This is a genomic window from Cellulomonas sp. PS-H5, from assembly GCF_019265565.1.
In the GTDB taxonomy this organism is placed as follows: domain Bacteria; phylum Actinomycetota; class Actinomycetes; order Actinomycetales; family Cellulomonadaceae; genus Cellulomonas.
This window is the reverse complement of sequence record NZ_JAHVCI010000005.1, coordinates 97,782-115,988: the sequence shown is the minus strand read 5'-3', so window position 1 is coordinate 115,988 and position 18,207 is coordinate 97,782. Positions and strand designations below refer to the sequence as shown.

Here is an 18,207-nt window from a genome sequence, read left to right as displayed (position 1 = left end):
TGTCGCGAGGCCCTCCGACGCAGCCGAGAGTTGCCATCTCGGTGGGGACGCGCGCGGGGGTGGGAGCGACGGGGGGCGGCGCGGGCGCGGGCGGCGCGGGCGCGGGCGGTGGGCCCGGGGGTCACCGGGCGCGGGCGCCCGCCGGCGGGGCGACCGCGGCAGGGGTCGGAGCCTCCGCCCCGTCGCGCCGCGCGACCAGCCGCGCCCCCCAGCGCAGCGCCTCGGCGACGACCAGGTACCCGAGTGCGGCGAGCAGGCACACACCCCACTGCTGCAGGGAGAGGTCCGTGGTGCCGAACAGCCGCTGCAGCAGCGGGATCGACGTCACCAGCACCGTGAGCCCGAGGACCACGAGCACCAGCGTGACGAACCGCGCGTTCGCCACCGTCTCGGCGCGCAGCACGCTGCGGAACCGGTCGCGCCACTCCGCCGCGACGACCACGTGCACCAGCGACATCGCCGTCAACCCCATCGTGGTGGCGACGAGCAGCCCGTACCGCGGCTCGGCCCAGGCGACGACCAGCAGCACGGCCACGGCGACGAGCACCCCGTCGACCGCGAGCCGGGCGCCGAGGCCGCGTCCGAGCACGGGGGCGTCCGCGGCCCGCGGGCGCCGGCGCATGAGGTCGGAGGCCGGCGCGTCGAACCCGAGCCCGATCGCGAGCACCACGTCGATCGCGAAGTTGATCCACAGGATCTGCAGCGGCGACAGCGGCACGCCGCCGGCGACCGAGAACACCCCGGCCCCGACGAACGTGAGGATGAACCCGACCAGCACCACCATCTGGAACCGGATGTAGCGCATGAGGTTGTCGTACAGGCCGCGGCCGCGCTCGACGGCGGTGACGATCGTCGCGAAGTTGTCGTCGGTGAGGATCATCTCGGCGGCGTCCTTGGTGACCTCGGTGCCGGTGATGCCCATCGCCACACCGATGTCGGCCCGGGTCAGCGCGGGCGCGTCGTTCACGCCGTCGCCGGTCATCGCGACCACCTGGCCCCGGCGCTTGAGCACGTCGACCAGCCGGACCTTGTCCTGCGGGGCGACCCGCGCGACGACGCCGATGCTGTCGACCTCGGCCTCCAGCCGCTCGTCGGGCATCGCGGCGAACTCGGCCCCGGTCAGCGCGCGGCCCTCGATGCCGAGCTGCCCGGCGATGGCGGCGGCCGTGGTCACGTGGTCGCCCGTGATCATCCGGACCCGGATGCCGGCGTCCTTGCACGCGGCGATCGCGTCCCGGGCCTCCTTGCGCGGCGGGTCGACGATCCCGACCAGCGCGAGCAGCTCCAGGCCGTCGACCAGGTCGAGCAGCTCCCCCGCGAGGTCCGCCTGCCCCACGTCCTTCTGGGCCAGCGCGAGCACCCGCATCCCCTCGCCGGCCAGCGCGTCGTTCTCCGCCTCGACCCGCTCCCGCAGGTCGCCGATGGGCCGGGTGCTGCCGTCGGCGTCGCGGTAGTGCGTCGCCCGCGCCAGCAGCACGTCGGGGGCGCCCTTGACGTAGCAGCGCACCGCCGCCACCCCGTCGACCTCGACGTCGTGGAACGTCGCCATCAGCTTGTACGCCGCGTCGAACGGCACCTCGGCGACCCGCGGGTACGCCCGCCGGGTCTCCTCGACGTCCAGCCCGCCCTTCGCGGCGAGCACGACCAGCGCGCCCTCCGTCGGGTCGCCGACCAGGTCGCCGTCGCGGACGGTCGCGTCGCTCGCGAGCGCCATCGGCAGCAGGAACGGCTCCAGCCGGACCTCGGGGCCGCCGCCCGTGGCGAGGATCCGCCCGGTGGTCGCGTAGCCCTCGCCGTCGACCCCGTACCGCCGGCCCGCGAGCACCAGGCGCCGCGCCGTCATCTGGTTGAGCGTGAGCGTGCCGGTCTTGTCCGAGCAGATCGCCGACGTCGCCCCCAGGGTCTCGACCGAACGCAGCCGCTTCACGATCGCGCCGGCGCCCGCGAGCTCCCGGGTGCCGAGCGACAGCAGCATGGTCACGACCGCGGGCAGGCCGGTGGGGATGGCGGCGACCGCCAGGCTGATGCCGACCAGGAACAGGGTGTCGAAGTCCTCGCCGCGCGCGAGGCCGAGCACGATCACGAGCACCAGGGCGACCGCGGCCATCAGCGTGATGATCACCGTCAGCCGGTTCAGCTGGCGGGTCAGCGGGGTCTCGTCGGTCTCGACCGCGCCGAGCATCCCGGAGATCCGGCCGACCTCGGTCGCCATGCCGGTCGCCGTCACCACCATCTCGCCGCGGCCGCGCGTGACCTGGGCGTTCATGTAGGCCATGTCGACGCGGTCGCCCAGCGGGACGGCGTCGCCGGTCACCGGGTCGACCGACTTCGGCACCGGGGTGCTCTCGCCGGTCAGGCCGGCCTCCTCGATCTCGAGCGACGCGGCGACGACGAGCCGGCCGTCCGCGGGCACCTTGTCCCCCGCCTCGAACCGGACCACGTCGCCCGGCACCAGCTGCTCGGCCGGCACCTGCAGCACCTGGCCGTCCCGCAGCACCCGGGCCGTCATCACCAGCATGGTGCGCAGCGCCGCCACGCTCTCGGCCGCCTTCCCCTCCTGGTGCAGGCCCATGAGCGCGTTGACCACCGTGAGGGCCAGGATCACCAGCCCGGTGCCGAGGTCGCGCAGGGCGACCATGCTCACCACCGCGGCGCCGACCAGGACCAGCTGCATGAGGTCGGCGTACTGCCGGGCGAAGGCGCGCCACGTCGGCTCGGGCTTCTCCTCCGCCAGCGCGTTCGGCCCGTGCTCCCGCAGCCGGTCGGCCGCCTGGGCCGTCGTCAGCCCGCGCGCCGGGTCGACCCCGAACGCCGCGCACGTCTCCGCCACGGTCGCGGCGTGCCACTCCCGCGCCGGCACCTGGGTCGTCGTCATGTCCCCGCCCGTCGCCGCGTGGGCGCCCGGCGGCGCCCCCTCGACCACGGTCGTCGGGGCGTCGGCGGACCGGCGTCACCCGGGGCGGGTGATCGGGGCCTCGCTCACCCTCGGCGGGTGTGACGCCGCAGGTCGCGGCCCGGCACCGTGGTCACCGGGCCGGTCACGGACGCGGTCGGCCGCGGCTCGAGCGAGAGGTGGGACCGTGAACGACTTCTGGGACTGGTTCTGGCTGATGATCTGGTGGTTCCTGTTCGTCGCCTACCTCGTGCTGCTGTGGCAGATCTGCGGCGACCTGTTCCGCGACCGCGACCTGAGCGGCTGGTGGAAGGCGCTCTGGATCGTCGCGCTGGTCGTGGTGCCGTGGCTGTCCATGCTCGTCTACGTCATCGCACGCGGTCGGGGCATGGCGGAGCGGCACGCGGCGGCGATCGCGAGCGCGCGCCGAGAGACGGACGCGTACATCCGTCAGACGGCCGGCAGGTCGCCGGCCGACGAGATCGCGGACGCCAAGGCCCTGCTGGACCAGGGCGTCATCGACACCGAGGAGTTCGGCCGCCTGAAGGCGCGGGCCCTCGCGGCGTGACCGGCCGACCCGCGGCGTGCCCTCAGTGCTCGGGCTCGTCGCGGGTCGGTGCCTCGCCGTCGTGGTCGTCGGGCAGCGGGTCCGGGTCGACGTCGAGCGTCGGCACGTCGGGCTGCTGCGGGTCGAAGCTGTCGGGGACGTCCTCGCTCATGCGACCACGCTGCCACCGCACCGTACGGAGCGCACGGCGTCAGCGCAGCAGGCCCGCCAGGACGCGCTCGGCGTCCGAGCCCGCCGGGACCGGCAGGTCCAGGGCCGCGTCGCCGGACCGCAGGGTCACGACCACGACGCCCGCGTAGACCGGGTGGGGTACGGCGCGCACGTCGGTGAGCCGCTCGAGCGGCAGCACCACCCGGGACTCGGAGTGCACCGGCGTGCGGCCGCGCGCGAGCCACGTGCGCCGGCCGAACACCTGCAGCTCGCGCCCGTCCGACGCGACGACGGCCGCCTGCACCGTCATCGGGTGCAGCAGGTGCACGGCCCGGGACACCCCGCCGCGCAGCGGCACCACGGTCCGCCGGGGGTGCGCCGCGAGCGCCCGCAGCCCCGGCTCCCGGTCCGCGACCTCGCGGTACGCCGACACCAGGCCGATCTCCTTCTCCCCCAGCGCCCGCCGGTCGAGCCGCCCGAGCCCGGGCGCGCCCGCCGTGGGATCCCGCGGGGCCGGGTCGCCGGACGTCGGCACGGGCCAGGCGAGCGCGCGCAGCGTGTCGACGAACCCCTCGACCACGTCGGCCGACGAGCCGCTGAACCGCACCGCGACCGACGGGCCGGCGAGCGCGTGCACCGTCAGCCGCCCGTCCAGCAGGTCGACGCTCGTCCCGACGGCGGCGACCTGGTCGTACGGCACCTCGACCACGTCGTACCCGCGGCCGGCCGCGGTCCGGGATGCGCCGCGGCCGCGCGACGCGGGGTCGCCGCCGGTCCGCCGGCTCAGCGCGGTGAACCGGTCCGGGCCGAGCACCAGCAGGTGGTCGTAGAGGTCCATGTCGGGGGTGGCGTCCCGGCGGGCGATGTCGCGGGGCACCTTGAGCACCAGCCGGCTCCCCGCCAGGTCCACCGGGTGGTCCCGGTAGAGCGGCGGGACCTCCTCCGCCGTGCGCACCGGGTCCACCCAGGGCCCGAACGCGTCGTACTCCGGGGTGCTCGGTGCGTCGTCCCCGCCCCGCCCCTGCCGCTGCGCCGTCGCCGCGTTCATCGTCCGCCTCCTCGCGATCCCGAGCTGCTCGCCCTGCCACCAGCATCCTCCTCCGCGGCCCCGGCTGCCGCCGAGACGGCACCTCTCGGCTGTGCGCGGCGCCCTTCTCGCAGCCGAGAGGTGCCGTCTCGGCACACGCGGGGCTTCCGCGCCGCACCCGAGCCGCGCCATGATGCGGCCGGGGAGCCGCGATCCCCGGGTGCCACCGTGCGAGACCCCCGCGTCGGGCACGCCCAGCCGGGCTGCTCACCGTCCGTCCCACCATCCCACCACCCTGGGAGCACCTCATGACCGCACCGCTGCCCGCCGGCGCCCCGGACACGATCGTCCTGGTGCACGGCCTCTGGATGACCCCGCGCTCGTGGGAGCACTGGGTCCCGTACTACGAGGCGAAGGGCTACCGGGTGCTCGCGCCCGCGTACCCGGGCTTCGAGGTCGAGGTCGAGGCCCTGCGCGCGGACCCGTCCGTGATCGCGGCGCTCACCGTGCCCGACACCGTCGACCACCTCGCCGGGATCATCGAGGGCCTCGACGCGCCGCCGATCATCATCGGGCACTCGTTCGGCGGGACCCTGACCCAGCTGCTGCTCGCCCGCGGGCTCGGCGCCGCCGGGGTCGTCATCGACTCGGCGCCCACCGAGAACGTGTACGTGACGCCGCCGTCCCAGCTGCGGGCGCTGCTGCCGACGTTCACGCACCCGTCGACCCGGCACGAGGCCGTGTCGTTCACGCCCGAGCAGTTCCACTACGCGTTCGCCAACACGCTGAGCCGCGAGGACTCCGACGCCGCCTGGGAGCGGTACGCCATCGGGGCGCCGGGCTCCTGGCTGTGGGCGTACGGGCTGATCGCCAACTTCAAGCCGGGCCACCAGGAGACCTGGGTCGACTACGACGCGGACCGCGCGCCGCTGCTGTTCCTCGCCGGCGGGGAGGACCACATCATGCCGCCGTCGGTGAACCGCGGGAACGCGAAGAAGTACGGCAGGTCCCCCGCGATCACCGAGTACGTCGAGATCCCGGGCCGGTCGCACTGGACCTGCGCCGAGCCGGGCTGGGAGTCCGTCGCGGACCGGGCGCTGGAGTGGGCCGTCGCGCACGCGGTCCGGCCGGCGGTCGAGGCGGGCTGACGACGCCGACCCGCGGCGCGCCCGGCGCCCGTGCCCGACCGCCTCAGCGCTCGAGCACCCAGCCGGGTCGCCGCGGGTCGTCCACCCGGACCACCACGTCCGCGGTGCGCTCCGGCTCGGCCTCCGCGCGGTACCGCTCCTCGGCGAGCAGCCGCCACGCGTCGGCCGGCGCCGTGCGCCGCGCGAGGGTGTCGGGCCGCACCGCGAGGTGCACGGTCAGGTCCGCGGGCAGCCACCGCCCGAGCAGCAGGCCCCCGTCCAGCAGCAGCACCGTGCCAGGGGCGGTCGGCACGCGCGTCGCGCGGGCCGAGCGTTCGCGCGCCGCGTCCCACAGCGCGGGCAGGTAGGTGCCGTTCCCGCCTGGCCCGAGCGGGTCCAGCACCTCGCGGATCAACGCGCCGGAGTCCAGGGCGTCGTCGAGCAGGGCGTCCGGGTCCTGTCGCCCGTGCTCGAACCGCACGCCCGCCGGGCGCAGGAAGTCCCCCGCGCTCACCCGGACCGCGGCGTGCCCACGGGCGCGCAGCGGCTCGACGAGCGCGTCCGCCAGCGCGCCCGGGGCCGTCGGCGGCGCCCCGTCGAGCAGCACCCGCCAGCGCCGGTCCGGGCCGTCCGCCGCGCGCGCCGCGGCCAGCCCGTCGACCACCCGCTCCACAAGCCGCTCGACCAGGACCTCGGGGCTGACGGGCTCGACGCGCACCGGGACAGTCTGCCGCGCGCGCCGAGCCGGGGCCCGGTCAGCTGCCGGAGCGCACCACGCCCTTGATGAACGCCGCCTGCCCCGCGTGCTCCAGCACGTCGCCGAGGACGCTCACCAGCCGCACGCCGACCGTGACCGGCGGGTCCCAGCGCTCGTCGACCACGCGGCCCAGGTCCTCCTCGGACAGCCGGCCGAGGTAGGCGTCGGTCGCGGCCCGGGTCGCGTCCGCGTAGGCGCGCAGCAGGCCGCCCTCGACGCGCACCTGCGCCACCTCGTCCGGGCCCTGGCCGTAGCCGGTCGCGTCCGTGTCGAACGGCAGGCCGAACTGCTCGGCGAACCCGTCGGCCGTCCACACCTGCTCCGTGCCGGCGACGTCGGCCACCTGCGCGTCCTCGACCCGCGCCAGGTGCCACACCAGCCAGGCGATCGTGTTCGCCTCCGGCCCGAGCCGGGCCGTGAGCTCGTCCTCCCCCAGCCCGTCGAGCACCCCGTGCACCAGGTCGCCGATCCGGCCGAACCCGTCCTGCAGCACCGCCACGCCGTCCACACGCACTCCCCTCGCCGGCCGCCGCGCGGGCGGCCCCTCGTCGCCGGTCCTCACGACCGTATGCCGAGGTGGTGACACGTGCGCGCGGGGCGGCGCTCGGCCCGCGCCGGGCTCAGTCCCCGGCGGCCTCCGCGCGGTCCCGCACGCCGCGGAGCATCCGCTCGGTCATGAGCAGGCTGACCCAGGACACGCCCTCGACCATCCAGCGCGCCCACGGCTCCCGGTACCCGTACCGCTCGCGCACGACCAGGCGGCAGCTGCCCGGCATCGGCCCCGGCCGCAGCACGAACGCCCACGCGAAGTCGAACGGCGGCACGTCCTCGTCCGGGAGCGACGGGCCCGCCCCGTGCAGCACGAGCGCGTGCGGCGCGTCGAGCACCGCGACCGCCAGGCCGACCTGGGGGGCGAGCCGCACCTCGTCGCCGACCGCGAGCTCCTGCCAGCGCGGCTCGATCCGGTCGGCACTGGTGATGCCGAGGCCGACCAGGCCCTCCAGGGCGTCGTAGCTGTAGAACCCGCCGCGCCCCTGACCCAGCTGCACCAGCCAGGGCCACACCCGCTCGGCCGGGGCGCGCACGATGATCGCCCGGGTCGCGACCAGGTCCGCGTCCGGGACCAGGTCGTCCCCAGGCAGCCCGACCGAGCGCTCCACCTGGGACGCGCCCCAGTGCAGCGCCCGCCCGCGGGCGAGGGAGTAGCCGACGGCCGCCGTGGCCGCGATCGCGAGCGCGCGCACCGCGCGGTGGGAGGTCATGCGCTCCACGCAACACCGTCTCGCACCCGGGCACCAGGGCCCCTGGTCCCACGCCACCCGCCCGCCGCAGCGCCGAGTCTCCACATCACGCCTGCGGTTGCGCCCCCGCGCAGAGGCCCGGAACGGAGACTCGGCGGCACCGCGCGGCGCGGCCCGGCGCGGCACGCGCGAGGGGCCCCGCAGCGCGCGTGCGCTGCGGGGCCCCTCGACGTGCGGGACGCGGTACGTCAGGCCACGCGGCCCGAGGCGTCGTCGCCGATCTTGTGCACGATGATCGAGTTGGTCGACCCGACGACGCCGACCGGCGTGCCGGCCACGACGACGACGTAGTCGCCCACCTCGGCGAGGCCCTGCGCGCGCAGGGTGGACTCGACCTGCTGGACCATCGCGTCGGTGTGCTCGACCTGCGGCACCTCGTACGTCTGCGTGCCCCAGCTGAGCGACAGGGTGTTGCGGACCGAGGTCTGCGGGGTGAACGCCAGCAGCGGGATGGACGAGCGCAGGCGGGACATGCGGCGCGCGGAGTCGCCGGACTGCGTGAAGGTCACGAGGTACTTCACGCCGAGCGTCTCGCCGATCTCGGCCGCCGCGCGGGTGATCGCGCCACCGCGGGTGTGCGGGGTCGAGCCGAGCGGGGCGATGCGTTCCCGGCCGAGCTCCTCGGTCGCCTCGATGATCCGCGCCATGGTGCGCACGGTCTCGATCGGGTACTCGCCCACGGAGGTCTCGCCGGACAGCATGACCGCGTCGGCGCCGTCGAGCACCGCGTTGGCGCAGTCGGAGGTCTCGGCGCGGGTCGGGCGCGGGTTGTTGGTCATCGACTCGAGCACCTGGGTGGCGACGATGACCGGCTTGGCGTTGCGGCGGGCCAGCTCGACCGCGCGCTTCTGCACCAGCGGCACCTGCTCCAGCGGGAGCTCGACGCCGAGGTCGCCGCGGGCGACCATGATGCCGTCGAACGCGTCGACGATCTCGGCCAGGGCCTCGACGGCCTGCGGCTTCTCGACCTTGGCGATGACCGGGACGACCCGGCCCTCCTCCTCCATGATCCGGCGGACGTCGTCGTAGTCGGCGGCGTTGCGGACGAAGGACAGGGCGATGATGTCGGCGCCGACGCGGAGGGCCCAGCGCAGGTCCTCCTCGTCCTTCTCGCTCATCGCGGGCACGGAGACGGCCACGCCGGGCAGGTTGATGCCCTTGTTGTTGGAGACCGGGCCGGCCACCTCGACGCGGGTGACGACGCGCGGGCCCTCGACGGCGGTGACGCGCACGAGGACGCGGCCGTCGTCGATCAGCAGCGGGTCGCCCACGCGGGCGTCGCCGGCCAGGCCCTTGTGGGTGGTGGAGACGAGCTCCTTGGTGCCCGGCACGTCCTCGGTGGTGATGGTGAAGGTGTCACCCTCGTTGAGGTAGTGCTTGCCCTCGACGAACCGGCCGAGGCGGATCTTCGGGCCCTGGAGGTCGACCAGGACGGCCACGGAGCGGCCGGAGGCCTTCGCGGCGGCGCGCACGTTGTTGTACACGCGCTCGTGCACCTCGGTGTCGCCGTGGCTGCGGTTCAGCCGCGCCACGTCCATCCCGGCGTCGACAAGGGCCTGGATCTGCTCGGCGGACTCCGTGGCGGGGCCGATGGTGCAGACGATCTTCGCTCTACGCATGGGGGAAAGCCTAGGCCTTTCGTGACAGACGGTTCGGACCGAACGTCCTGGTGGGCCGGGCCCGCCGGACGTGCGCGGTTGATGGTCTACGGACGCATCGCCACGGTGCTCGCGGTGACCGGAGCAGGCAGGGCGGTGCTGCCAGACAGGTCAGAGTCTACGGCCGCCGCGGCGGCCCGACCCTCCGCCACGGCCCAGACCACGAGCGACTGCCCCCGGCCGGCGTCCCCCGCCACGTAGACACCCGGGACCTCGGTCCCGAAGTTCGCGTGACGTTCGACCGTTCGTCGCCCGCCGATCACCAGCCCGAGCTGCGTCAGGAGGGGCGAGGGCTCCGGTCCCGTGAACCCCAGGGCCAGCAGCACGAGCTGCGCGGGCAGCTCGCGGTCGGTGCCCGGCACCGGCTCGGGCCGGCCGTCCACCACGCGGACGTCGCGCACCCGCAGCGCCCGGACCCGGCCGTCGGCGTCGCCCAGCACCTCCTCGGTGGTGACCGCGTAGGCGCGCTCGCCGCCCTCCTCGTGGGCCGAGGAGACGCGCAGCAGCAGCGGCCACACCGGCCACGGGTCCGCGTCCCGGCGGGCGGACGGTGGCTCGGGCATGATCTCCAGCTGCGTGACCGACCGCGCGCCCTGCCGCAGGGCGGTCCCGAGGCAGTCGGCCCCGGTGTCCCCGCCGCCGATCACGACGACGTCCAGCCCGGTCGCGAGCGGCTGGCCGGGCACCGGCTCCCCGCCCGCCACGGCGGCGCGGTTGGCCGGGACCAGGTAGTCCATCGCCGGCAGCACGCCCGCGAGGTCCCGGCCCGGGACGGGCAGGTCGCGGGGCACGGTCGAGCCGACGCACACCAGCACGGCGTCGAACCGCGCGCGCAGCTCCTCCCCCGTGACGTCCACCCCGACGTCGACCCCGCACCGGAACCGGGTGCCCTCGGCGCGCATCTGGTCCAGCCGGCGGTCCAGGACGCGCTTCTCCAGCTTGTACTCAGGGATGCCGTACCGCAGCAGCCCGCCCGGCGCGTCGGCGCGCTCGTGGACGACGACGGTGTGCCCGGCCCGGGTCAGCTGCTGCGCGGCCGCGAGCCCCGCCGGGCCGGACCCGATCACGGCCACGGTCTGCCCGGTGAGCCGCTGCGGCACCTGCGGCGCGACGAGCCCGCGGTCGAACGCCTCCTCCGCCACCGCGAGCTCCACCTCGCGGATCGTCACCGCCTCGTCGTGCAGGCCGAGGACGCACGACGCCTCGCACAGCGCCGGGCAGACCCGGCCGGTGATCTCCGGGAACGAGTGCGTCGCGTGCAGCCGCTCGGCGGCGTCGGCCCACTGCCCGCGCCAGGCGAGGTCGTTCCACTCGGGCGCGAGCGCCCCGAGCGGGCAGGCGTGGTGGCAGAACGGCACCCCGCAGTCCATGCACCGGGACGCCTGCCGCTGGACGCGCGCCACGTCCTCGGGGTGCCCGGCGCGGTGGCCGTGCACCTCCCGCCAGTCCAGGAGCCGCACCGGCACGGGGCGGTTGGGCGGGGTCTCGCGCGCGCGGTGGGTGAGGAAGCCCTTGGGGTCGGCCATGCCCGGTGACGCTAGGCGCCGCGCCCGGCGACCGGGTGGGCCGGACGTCCCGCACGCACGACGCCCGCCGGCCCCAGGTGCGGGGCGGGCGGGCGTCGTGGCGGACCGGCGTGGCGCGGGCTCAGGCCCGGAGCGCCACCGTCCCCGCCGTGACCGGCGCGGGCAGCTCGGTGCTGCCGCCCAGGTAGGTGTCCACCGCGGCGGCCGCGGCACGACCCTCGGCGATGGCCCAGACGATGAGCGACTGGCCGCGGCCCGCGTCGCCGGCGACGAACACGCCGGGGACGTTGGTGGCGAAGTCGTCCGACCGCGCCACGGTGCCGCGGGCCGTCAGGTCCACGCCGGCCTGACCGACGAGCTCCTCGGTCTCCGGGCCGGTGAAGCCCATCGCGATGAGGATCAGGTCCGCCGGGATGTCCCGCTCGGTGCCGGCCGTCGGGACGCGGCGGCCGTCGGGCAGGTACTCGGTGGTCGCCAGCCGCAGGTGCGTGACCCGGCCGGACTCGTCGCCCAGGAACGCGACGGTCGACGCGAGGTAGTCGCGCCGGCCGCCCTCCTCGTGCGAGGACGACACCTCGAACAGGACCGGGTCGGTCGGCCACGGCGCGTTCGCCGGCCGCTCGGTCGGCGGCTGCTTGCCGATGGCGAGCGTCGTGACGGACGCGGCGCCCTGGCGCAGCGCGGTGCCGACGCAGTCCGAGCCGGTGTCGCCGCCGCCGATGACCACGACGTGCTTGCCCGCCGCGTCGATGGCGTCCGGGACGTCCTGGCCGGCGACGAGCTTGTTCGACCGGGACAGGTACTCCATCGCGGGGTGGATGCCGGCCAGGTCGCGGCCGGGCAGCGGCAGCTCGCGCGGCACGGTCGAGCCGGTGGCGACCACGACGGCGTCGTACCGGGACCGGAGCTGCGCCCAGGTGATGTCCCGGCCGATCGCGACGTTCGGGCGGAACCGGGTGCCCTCGGCGGCCATCTGCTCGAGCCGGCGGTCGATGTGCCGCTTCTCGAGCTTGAAGTCCGGCACGCCGTACCGGAGCAGGCCGCCGATCGCGTCGTCCCGCTCGTACACCGCGACGGTGTGCCCGGCGCGGGTCAGCTGCTGGGCGGCCGCGAGCCCGGCGGGCCCCGAGCCGACCACGGCGACGGTGTGCCCGGAGAGGCGCTGCGGCACCTGCGGGTGCACGAGGCCCCGGTCGAAGGCCTCGTCGATGATCGAGACCTCGATGTTCTTGATCGTCACCGCGGGCTGGTTGATCCCCAGCACGCAGGCCGACTCGCACGGGGCCGGGCAGATCCGGCCCGTGAACTCCGGGAAGTTGTTCGTGGCGTGCAGGCGCTCGATCGCGTCGGCCCACTGGCCGCGCCACACCAGGTCGTTCCACTCGGGGATGAGGTTCCCCAGCGGGCAGCCGTTGTGGCAGAACGGGACGCCGCAGTCCATGCAGCGGCCCGACTGCTGGTGCAGCAGGGTCGCCGACTGCGGGTCGTCCTGGGCGCTGCGGTGCTCGTGCACCTCGCGCCAGTCCATGAGCCGCAGCGGCACCGGACGGTTGGCGGGCAGCTCGCGCTCCCGCACCTTCATGAAGCCGCGGGGGTCAGCCACGAGCCACCTCCAGGATGCCCTCCCACACGCCGGGCGCGCTCGGGTCGAGGCCGTCGGCCTCCGCCTTCGCCAGCGCCGCGCGGACGCGGGAGTACTCGGTCGGCCGCACCCGGGTGAACCGGGCGCGGGTCGCCGCGGGGTCGGCGAGGAGCTCGGCCGCGACGCGCGACCCGGTCTCCTCCGCCTGCCGCCGCAGCAGGTCGGTCACCAGCGCCGCGTCCTCGTCGTCGAGCGGGTCGAGACCCAGCTCGCCCGCCGCGACGGCCTGGACGTTGACGCGCTCGGGCTTGAGGTCGAGCACGTAGGCCGTGCCGCCCGACATGCCCGCCGCGAAGTTGCGGCCGGTCCGGCCGAGCACCAGGACGGTGCCGCCGGTCATGTACTCGCAGCCGTGGTCGCCCACGCCCTCGACGACCAGCGTCGCGCCGGAGTTCCGGACGCCGAACCGCTCGCCGACGACGCCGCGCAGGAACATCTCCCCCGACGTGGCGCCGTAGCCGATGACGTTGCCGGCGATGACGTTGTGCTCGCCGCTCAGCACCGCGTTGCGGTCGGGTCGCACGACGATCCGGCCGCCGGACAGGCCCTTGCCGACGTAGTCGTTGGCGTCGCCCTCGAGGCGCAGCGTGATGCCGCGCGGGACGAACGCGCCGAACGACTGCCCGGCCGACCCGGTGAGCGCGACCTCGATCGTGCCGTCCGGCAGGCCCGCGCCGCCGTACCGGCGGGTGACCTCGTGGCCGAGCATCGTGCCGACGGTGCGGTTGACGTTGCGGACCGGCAGCTCGATGCGCACCGGCCGCGCGTCCTCCAGGGCGTCCGCCGCCATCGCGATGAACTGGTTGTCCAGCGCGCGGTCGAGGCCGTGGTCCTGGTCCTGCACGTGGTGCAGGGCCGAGCCGGGGAGCGGCTCGGGGACGGCGAGCACCGGCGTCAGGTCGAGGCCCTGCGCCTTCCAGTGCTCGACGGCCTTGCGCGAGTCCAGCAGCTCGACGTGGCCGACGGCCTCCTCGATGCTCCGGAAGCCGAGCTCCGCGAGCAGCTCGCGGACCTCCTGCGCGATGAACTCGAAGAACGTCACCACGAACTCCGGCTTCCCGGTGAACCGGGACCGCAGCTCGGGGTTCTGCGTGGCGACGCCCACGGGGCAGGTGTCGAGGTGGCAGACGCGCATCATGATGCAGCCCGACACGACCAGCGGCGCCGTCGCGAAGCCGAACTCCTCGGCGCCGAGCAGCGCGCCGATGATGACGTCGCGGCCGGTCTTGAGCTGGCCGTCGACCTGGACCACGACGCGGTCGCGCAGGTCGTTGAGCACGAGGGTCTGCTGGGTCTCGGCCAGGCCGATCTCCCAGGGCGTGCCGGCGTGCTTCAGCGACGTCAGCGGCGAGGCGCCCGTGCCGCCGTCGTGGCCCGAGATGAGCACGACGTCGGAGTGCGCCTTGGCCACGCCCGCCGCCACGGTGCCCACGCCGAACTCGCTGACGAGCTTGGTGTGGATCCGCGCCCGCGGGTTCGCGTTCTTGGCGTCGTGGATCAGCTGCGCCAGGTCCTCGATCGAGTAGATGTCGTGGTGCGGCGGCGGCGAGATCAGGCCGACGCCCGGCGTCGAGTGCCGGGTCTTCGCGACCCACGGGTACACCTTGGGACCGGGCAGCTGGCCGCCCTCGCCCGGCTTGGCGCCCTGGGCCAGCTTGATCTGGATGTCGTCCGCGAACGTCAGGTACTCCGACGTCACGCCGAACCGGCCGGACGCGATCTGCTTGATCGCCGAGCGCCGCTCCGGGTCGTGCAGCCGGTCCGGGTCCTCGCCGCCCTCGCCGGTGTTCGACTTGGCGCCGAGCCGGTTCATGGCGATCGCGAGGGTCTCGTGCGCCTCGGCCGAGATGGACCCGTAGGACATCGCGCCGGTGCTGAACCGCTTGACGATCTCGCTGACCGGCTCGACCTCGTCGACCGGCACGGGGGTCCGCTCGCCGGTCCTGAGCTCCAGCAGCCCGCGCAGCGTCATCAGGCGGGACGACTGCTCGTTCACCCGGTGCGTGTAGTCGCGGAACACGTCCATCTGCCGCGTGCGGGTGGAGTGCTGCAGCCGGAACACGGTCTCCGGGTCGAACAGGTGCTCCTCGCCGTCCCGGCGCCACTGGTACTCGCCGCCGGTCGCGAGGCGGCGGTGCGCCAGGCGGTTGCCGTTGGCCGGGTACGCGTCGTTGTGCCGCGCCGCGACCTCCGCCGCGATGACGTCCAGGCCGATGCCGCCGAGCCGGCTGGTGGTGCCGGTGAAGTACCGGTCCACGAGCGGCTGGGACAGGCCGATGGCCTCGAACACCTGGGCGCCGCGGTACGACGCGATGGTCGAGATGCCCATCTTGGACATGACCTTCAGGACGCCCTTGCCGAGCGCCTTGATGAGGTTCTTGACGGCCTGCTCCGGCGCGACGCCCGCGAGGTAGCCGTTGGCGGCCAGGTCCTCGACGGTCTCCATCGCCAGGTACGGGTTGACGGCTGCTGCGCCGTAGCCGATGAGCAGCGCGACGTGGTGCACCTCGCGCACGTCGCCCGCCTCGACGACGAGCGACACCTGGGTGCGGGTGTGCCGGCGCAGCAGGTGGTGGTGCACGGCCGACAGCAGCAGCAGCGACGGGATCGGCGCGCGGTCGGCGTCGGAGTCGCGGTCGGACAGCACGAGGAAGCTCACACCGTCGGCGATCGCCTGGTCGCACTCGGCGAAGATCTCCTCGAGCCGCTGCTCCAGGGCCTCGCCGCCGCCCGCCGCCCGGTACAGGCCGCGGACGATCGTCGACCGGAACACGCCCGCCATCGCGGGGTCCTTGTCGATCTTGACGATCTTGGCCAGGCCGTCGTTGTCGAGCACCGGGAACGGCAGCACGAGCTTGCGCGCGTGCAGCGGGGTGTCGTCCAGCAGGTTCGGCTCGGGGCCGATCGCGCCGCCGATGGACGTGACCAGCTCCTCGCGGATGGCGTCCAGCGGCGGGTTGGTCACCTGCGCGAACATCTGCGTGAAGTAGTCGAACAGCAGCCGCGGGCGCTGGGACAGCACGGCGACCGGGGTGTCCGAGCCCATCGCGCCCAGCGGCTCCGCGCCGGAGGCGCCCATGGGCGTGAGGAGGATCTTCAGCTCCTCCTCGGTGTACCCGAAGGTCCGCTGGCGGCGGCGCACCGAGGCCGAGGAGTGCGCGATGTGCTCGCGCTCGGGCAGCTGCTCCAGGTAGACCGAGTTCTCCCGGACCCACTCGGCGTACGGCCGCTGCGCGGCGAGCTGCGCCTTGATCTCGTCGTCCTCGACGATCCGGCCCTGGTTCGTGTCGACCAGGAACATCTTGCCGGGCTCGAGGCGGCCCTTGCGGACGATCGTCGCCGGGTCGAGGTCGAGCACGCCCGCCTCGGAGCCCATGACGACGAGGCCGTCCTCCGTGACCCAGAACCGGCCGGGGCGCAGGCCGTTGCGGTCCTGCACCGAGCCGATGAGCGTGCCGTCGGTGAACGTCATCGCCGCCGGGCCGTCCCACGGCTCCATCAGCGACGCGTGGTACTCGTAGAACGCCCGCCGCGCGGGGTCCATCTGCGCGTGGTTCTCCCAGGCCTCCGGGATCATCATCATGATCGCGTGCGGCAGGGTGCGACCGCCGAGGTGCAGCAGCTCGAGGACCTCGTCGAACGAGCCCGAGTCCGAGCCGCCCGGCGTGCACACCGGCAGCAGCGGGGCCAGGTCGCCCAGCAGGTCCGACTGCAGCGTGCCCTCGCGCGCCGCGACCCAGTTGCGGTTGCCGCGCACCGTGTTGATCTCGCCGTTGTGGGCGATCATCCGGAACGGCTGCGCGAGCGGCCAGGACGGGAACGTGTTGGTGGAGAACCGCGAGTGCACCAGCGCGATCTCGGAGGCGTACCGCGGGTCGGACAGGTCCGCGAAGAACGGCTCCAGCTGACCCGTGGTGAGCATGCCCTTGTAGGACAGCGTGCGGGCCGACAGCGAGGCGAAGTAGACGCCCAGCTCGCGCTCGGCGCGCTTGCGCAGCCGGAAGGCCAGGCGGTCCAGCTCGATGCCGGCGAGCTCGCGCGACGGGTCCGCCACGACGAGCTGGCGGAACACCGGCATGGACGAGCGCGCGGTCGGGCCGACCAGGTCGGCCGTCACCTGCACGTCGCGCCACGCCAGCACGTCGAGCTTCTCCTCGGCCGCGATCGCCTCGACGGCGCGCACCGCGACGGCGCGCTCCTCGTCGTCCTGCGGCAGGAACGCCATGCCGATCGCGTACCGGCCGGCCGGGGGCAGCTCGGCGTCGACGACGTCCCGCAGGAACGCGTCCGGGATCTGCGTCAGGATGCCGGCCCCGTCGCCGCTGTTCTCCTCCGCACCGACCGCGCCGCGGTGGTCGAGGTTGAGCAGGGCGGTCAGACCGGCGTCGACGATGTCGCGGCCGGGGGTACCCCGCAGCGTCGCGACGAACGCGAAACCGCAGGCGTCGTGCTCGGCAGCCGGGTCGTACAGACCCTGCTGCTGCACGGGAGAAGCACCGGGACGCACAGGCGACGCGGGCATCAGCACCGTCCTCACGGACCCGGGGAGCGGGCCCAGGTAGAGCAATGGGGGGAGGCTGGGACGTCATCGGCCCGGGCTACAAGTGTGGCGACGATACCTGCCGGAAACACAGGCGCTCACATCGCGAGAAAGTGAGGTGGGTCACACGGGCGTTCGCCGCGGTCAGCGGGCCGTGCCGTGCTCCGCCACCTCGTCGTCCTGCGCCTCGGTCTCGCGCAGGAGGGGTGTGGTCTCGCGTCCAGGATGACGACGTCCGACGACCACGAACGCTACCAGCGCCCCGAGGAGCACGATGATCGACGTCCAGACGTTGAGCCGGAACGGGCCGATCATCTGCGCGGGGTCGATCCGGACCAGCTCGATCCACAGCCGGCCGGTCGTGTAGACGATCACGTACAGCCAGAACGCCCGGCCGTGGCCGAGCCGCAGCCGGCGGTCGAGGTAGACGATCAGCGCGGCGCCGGCGAGGTTCCACACCAGCTCGTACAGGAACGTCGGGTGGAACAGCGTGCCCGACTCGTAGCCGGCGGGCAGGTGCGCGTCGTCGATCCGCAGGCCCCAGGGCAGGGTCGTCGGGCCGCCGAACAGCTCCTGGTTGAACCAGTTGCCGAGCCGGCCGATCGCCTGGGCCACGAGCAGCCCGGGCGCCAGGGCGTCCGCGAACACCGGGAACGACACCCCGGCCCGGCGGCAGCCGATGTACGCGCCCACCGCGCCGAGCGCCACGGCGCCCCAGATCCCCAGGCCGCCCTCCCAGATGTACAGCGCGCGCACGGGGTCGCCGCCCGCGCCGAAGTACGCGTCCGGGCTGGTGATCACGTGGTAGAGCCGGCCGCCGACGATGCCGAACGGCACGGCCCAGAACACGATGTCCAGGACCTGCTCGGGGTCGCCCCCGCGCTCCTTCCAGCGGCGCTGGGTCATGATCACCGCGACCACGATCCCCGCGAGGATCGCGAGGGCGTAGGCGCGCAGCGGCACGGGGCCGAGGTACCAGACGGCCTGCGGCGGGCTCGGGATCGCGGCGGGGATCATC

Annotated in this window: 13 protein-coding genes; 2 read left to right on the top strand and 11 right to left on the bottom strand. The window is 74.6% G+C overall.

Annotation, left to right across the window (positions count from 1 at the left end; all coding sequences use genetic code 11):
- Positions 1-121 precede the first annotated feature (121 nt).
- Positions 122-2,875: an HAD-IC family P-type ATPase gene (locus J5O08_RS20770; RefSeq protein ID WP_255589263.1), complete on the bottom strand. Its 2,754-nt coding sequence runs from the start codon at positions 2,873-2,875 to the stop codon at positions 122-124.
- Positions 2,876-3,080: 205 nt separating this feature from the next.
- Here J5O08_RS20770 and J5O08_RS04170 point away from each other — a divergent pair, with 205 nt between their 5' ends.
- The gene (locus J5O08_RS04170) at positions 3,081-3,461 is read left to right on the top strand and encodes an SHOCT domain-containing protein (protein ID WP_308281333.1); all 381 of its coding nucleotides are present in this window, start codon (positions 3,081-3,083) and stop codon (positions 3,459-3,461) included.
- A 22-nt stretch (positions 3,462-3,483) separates the two neighbouring features.
- On the opposite strand, the gene J5O08_RS04165 is transcribed toward J5O08_RS04170, so the two are convergent.
- Positions 3,484-3,612, bottom strand: coding sequence for a chromosome partitioning protein (locus tag J5O08_RS04165; RefSeq protein WP_218705582.1), 129 nt, complete (start codon positions 3,610-3,612; stop codon positions 3,484-3,486).
- 39 nt (positions 3,613-3,651) lie between these two features.
- Positions 3,652-4,659, bottom strand: coding sequence for a hypothetical protein (locus J5O08_RS04160; protein WP_218705580.1), 1,008 nt, complete (start codon positions 4,657-4,659; stop codon positions 3,652-3,654).
- A gap of 287 nt (positions 4,660-4,946) precedes the next feature.
- Here J5O08_RS04160 and J5O08_RS04155 point away from each other — a divergent pair, with 287 nt between their 5' ends.
- Positions 4,947-5,786: an alpha/beta hydrolase gene (locus J5O08_RS04155; protein ID WP_218705578.1), complete on the top strand. Its 840-nt coding sequence runs from the start codon at positions 4,947-4,949 to the stop codon at positions 5,784-5,786.
- Positions 5,787-5,829: 43 nt separating this feature from the next.
- On the opposite strand, the gene J5O08_RS04150 is transcribed toward J5O08_RS04155, so the two are convergent.
- From J5O08_RS04150 to lgt, 8 genes are all read right to left on the bottom strand, one after another.
- The gene (locus J5O08_RS04150) at positions 5,830-6,483 is read right to left on the bottom strand and encodes a uridine kinase (protein WP_218705576.1); all 654 of its coding nucleotides are present in this window, start codon (positions 6,481-6,483) and stop codon (positions 5,830-5,832) included.
- Positions 6,484-6,520: 37 nt separating this feature from the next.
- Positions 6,521-7,030 carry a DUF664 domain-containing protein gene (locus J5O08_RS04145; protein WP_210417337.1) on the bottom strand — a complete coding sequence of 170 codons (510 nt, stop codon included), beginning with the start codon at positions 7,028-7,030 and terminating at the stop codon, positions 6,521-6,523.
- A 112-nt stretch (positions 7,031-7,142) separates the two neighbouring features.
- Complete coding sequence (locus J5O08_RS04140; protein WP_218705574.1) at positions 7,143-7,784, bottom strand: SRPBCC family protein; 642 nt, start codon at positions 7,782-7,784, stop codon at positions 7,143-7,145.
- A 227-nt stretch (positions 7,785-8,011) separates the two neighbouring features.
- Positions 8,012-9,442: a pyruvate kinase gene (gene pyk, locus J5O08_RS04135; protein WP_147793674.1), complete on the bottom strand. Its 1,431-nt coding sequence runs from the start codon at positions 9,440-9,442 to the stop codon at positions 8,012-8,014.
- An 86-nt stretch (positions 9,443-9,528) separates the two neighbouring features.
- Positions 9,529-11,007, bottom strand: coding sequence for a glutamate synthase subunit beta (locus J5O08_RS04130; protein WP_218705572.1), 1,479 nt, complete (start codon positions 11,005-11,007; stop codon positions 9,529-9,531).
- 121 nt (positions 11,008-11,128) lie between these two features.
- On the bottom strand, positions 11,129-12,610 hold the full coding sequence (locus tag J5O08_RS04125) for a glutamate synthase subunit beta (RefSeq protein ID WP_218705570.1): 1,482 nt from the start codon (positions 12,608-12,610) through the stop codon (positions 11,129-11,131).
- Entirely contained in the window at positions 12,603-17,171 is a 4,569-nt protein-coding gene (gene gltB, locus J5O08_RS04120) for a glutamate synthase large subunit (RefSeq protein ID WP_218705568.1), read from the bottom strand. The genes J5O08_RS04125 and gltB overlap by 8 nt, the downstream gene beginning before the upstream one ends.
- A 162-nt stretch (positions 17,172-17,333) precedes the next feature.
- Positions 17,334-18,206 carry a prolipoprotein diacylglyceryl transferase gene (gene lgt, locus J5O08_RS04115; protein WP_218705595.1) on the bottom strand — a complete coding sequence of 291 codons (873 nt, stop codon included), beginning with the start codon at positions 18,204-18,206 and terminating at the stop codon, positions 17,334-17,336.
- Position 18,207: the final 1 nt, after the last annotated feature.

What these genes read in the sequence shown, in the direction of transcription:
- J5O08_RS20770 (WP_255589263.1), bottom strand. Translation starts at nt 2,875, where the DNA reads ATGACGACGACCCAGGTGCCGGCGCGGGAGTGGCACGCCGCGACCGTG.
- J5O08_RS04165 (WP_218705582.1), bottom strand. Translation starts at nt 3,612, where the DNA reads ATGAGCGAGGACGTCCCCGACAGCTTCGACCCGCAGCAGCCCGACGTG.
- J5O08_RS04160 (WP_218705580.1), bottom strand. Translation starts at nt 4,659, where the DNA reads ATGAACGCGGCGACGGCGCAGCGGCAGGGGCGGGGCGGGGACGACGCA.
- J5O08_RS04155 (WP_218705578.1), top strand. Translation starts at nt 4,947, where the DNA reads ATGACCGCACCGCTGCCCGCCGGCGCCCCGGACACGATCGTCCTGGTG.
- J5O08_RS04140 (WP_218705574.1), bottom strand. Translation starts at nt 7,784, where the DNA reads ATGACCTCCCACCGCGCGGTGCGCGCGCTCGCGATCGCGGCCACGGCG.
- pyk (WP_147793674.1), bottom strand. Translation starts at nt 9,442, where the DNA reads ATGCGTAGAGCGAAGATCGTCTGCACCATCGGCCCCGCCACGGAGTCC.
- J5O08_RS04130 (WP_218705572.1), bottom strand. Translation starts at nt 11,007, where the DNA reads ATGGCCGACCCCAAGGGCTTCCTCACCCACCGCGCGCGCGAGACCCCG.
- gltB (WP_218705568.1), bottom strand. Translation starts at nt 17,171, where the DNA reads ATGCCCGCGTCGCCTGTGCGTCCCGGTGCTTCTCCCGTGCAGCAGCAG.
- lgt (WP_218705595.1), bottom strand. Translation starts at nt 18,206, where the DNA reads ATGATCCCCGCCGCGATCCCGAGCCCGCCGCAGGCCGTCTGGTACCTC.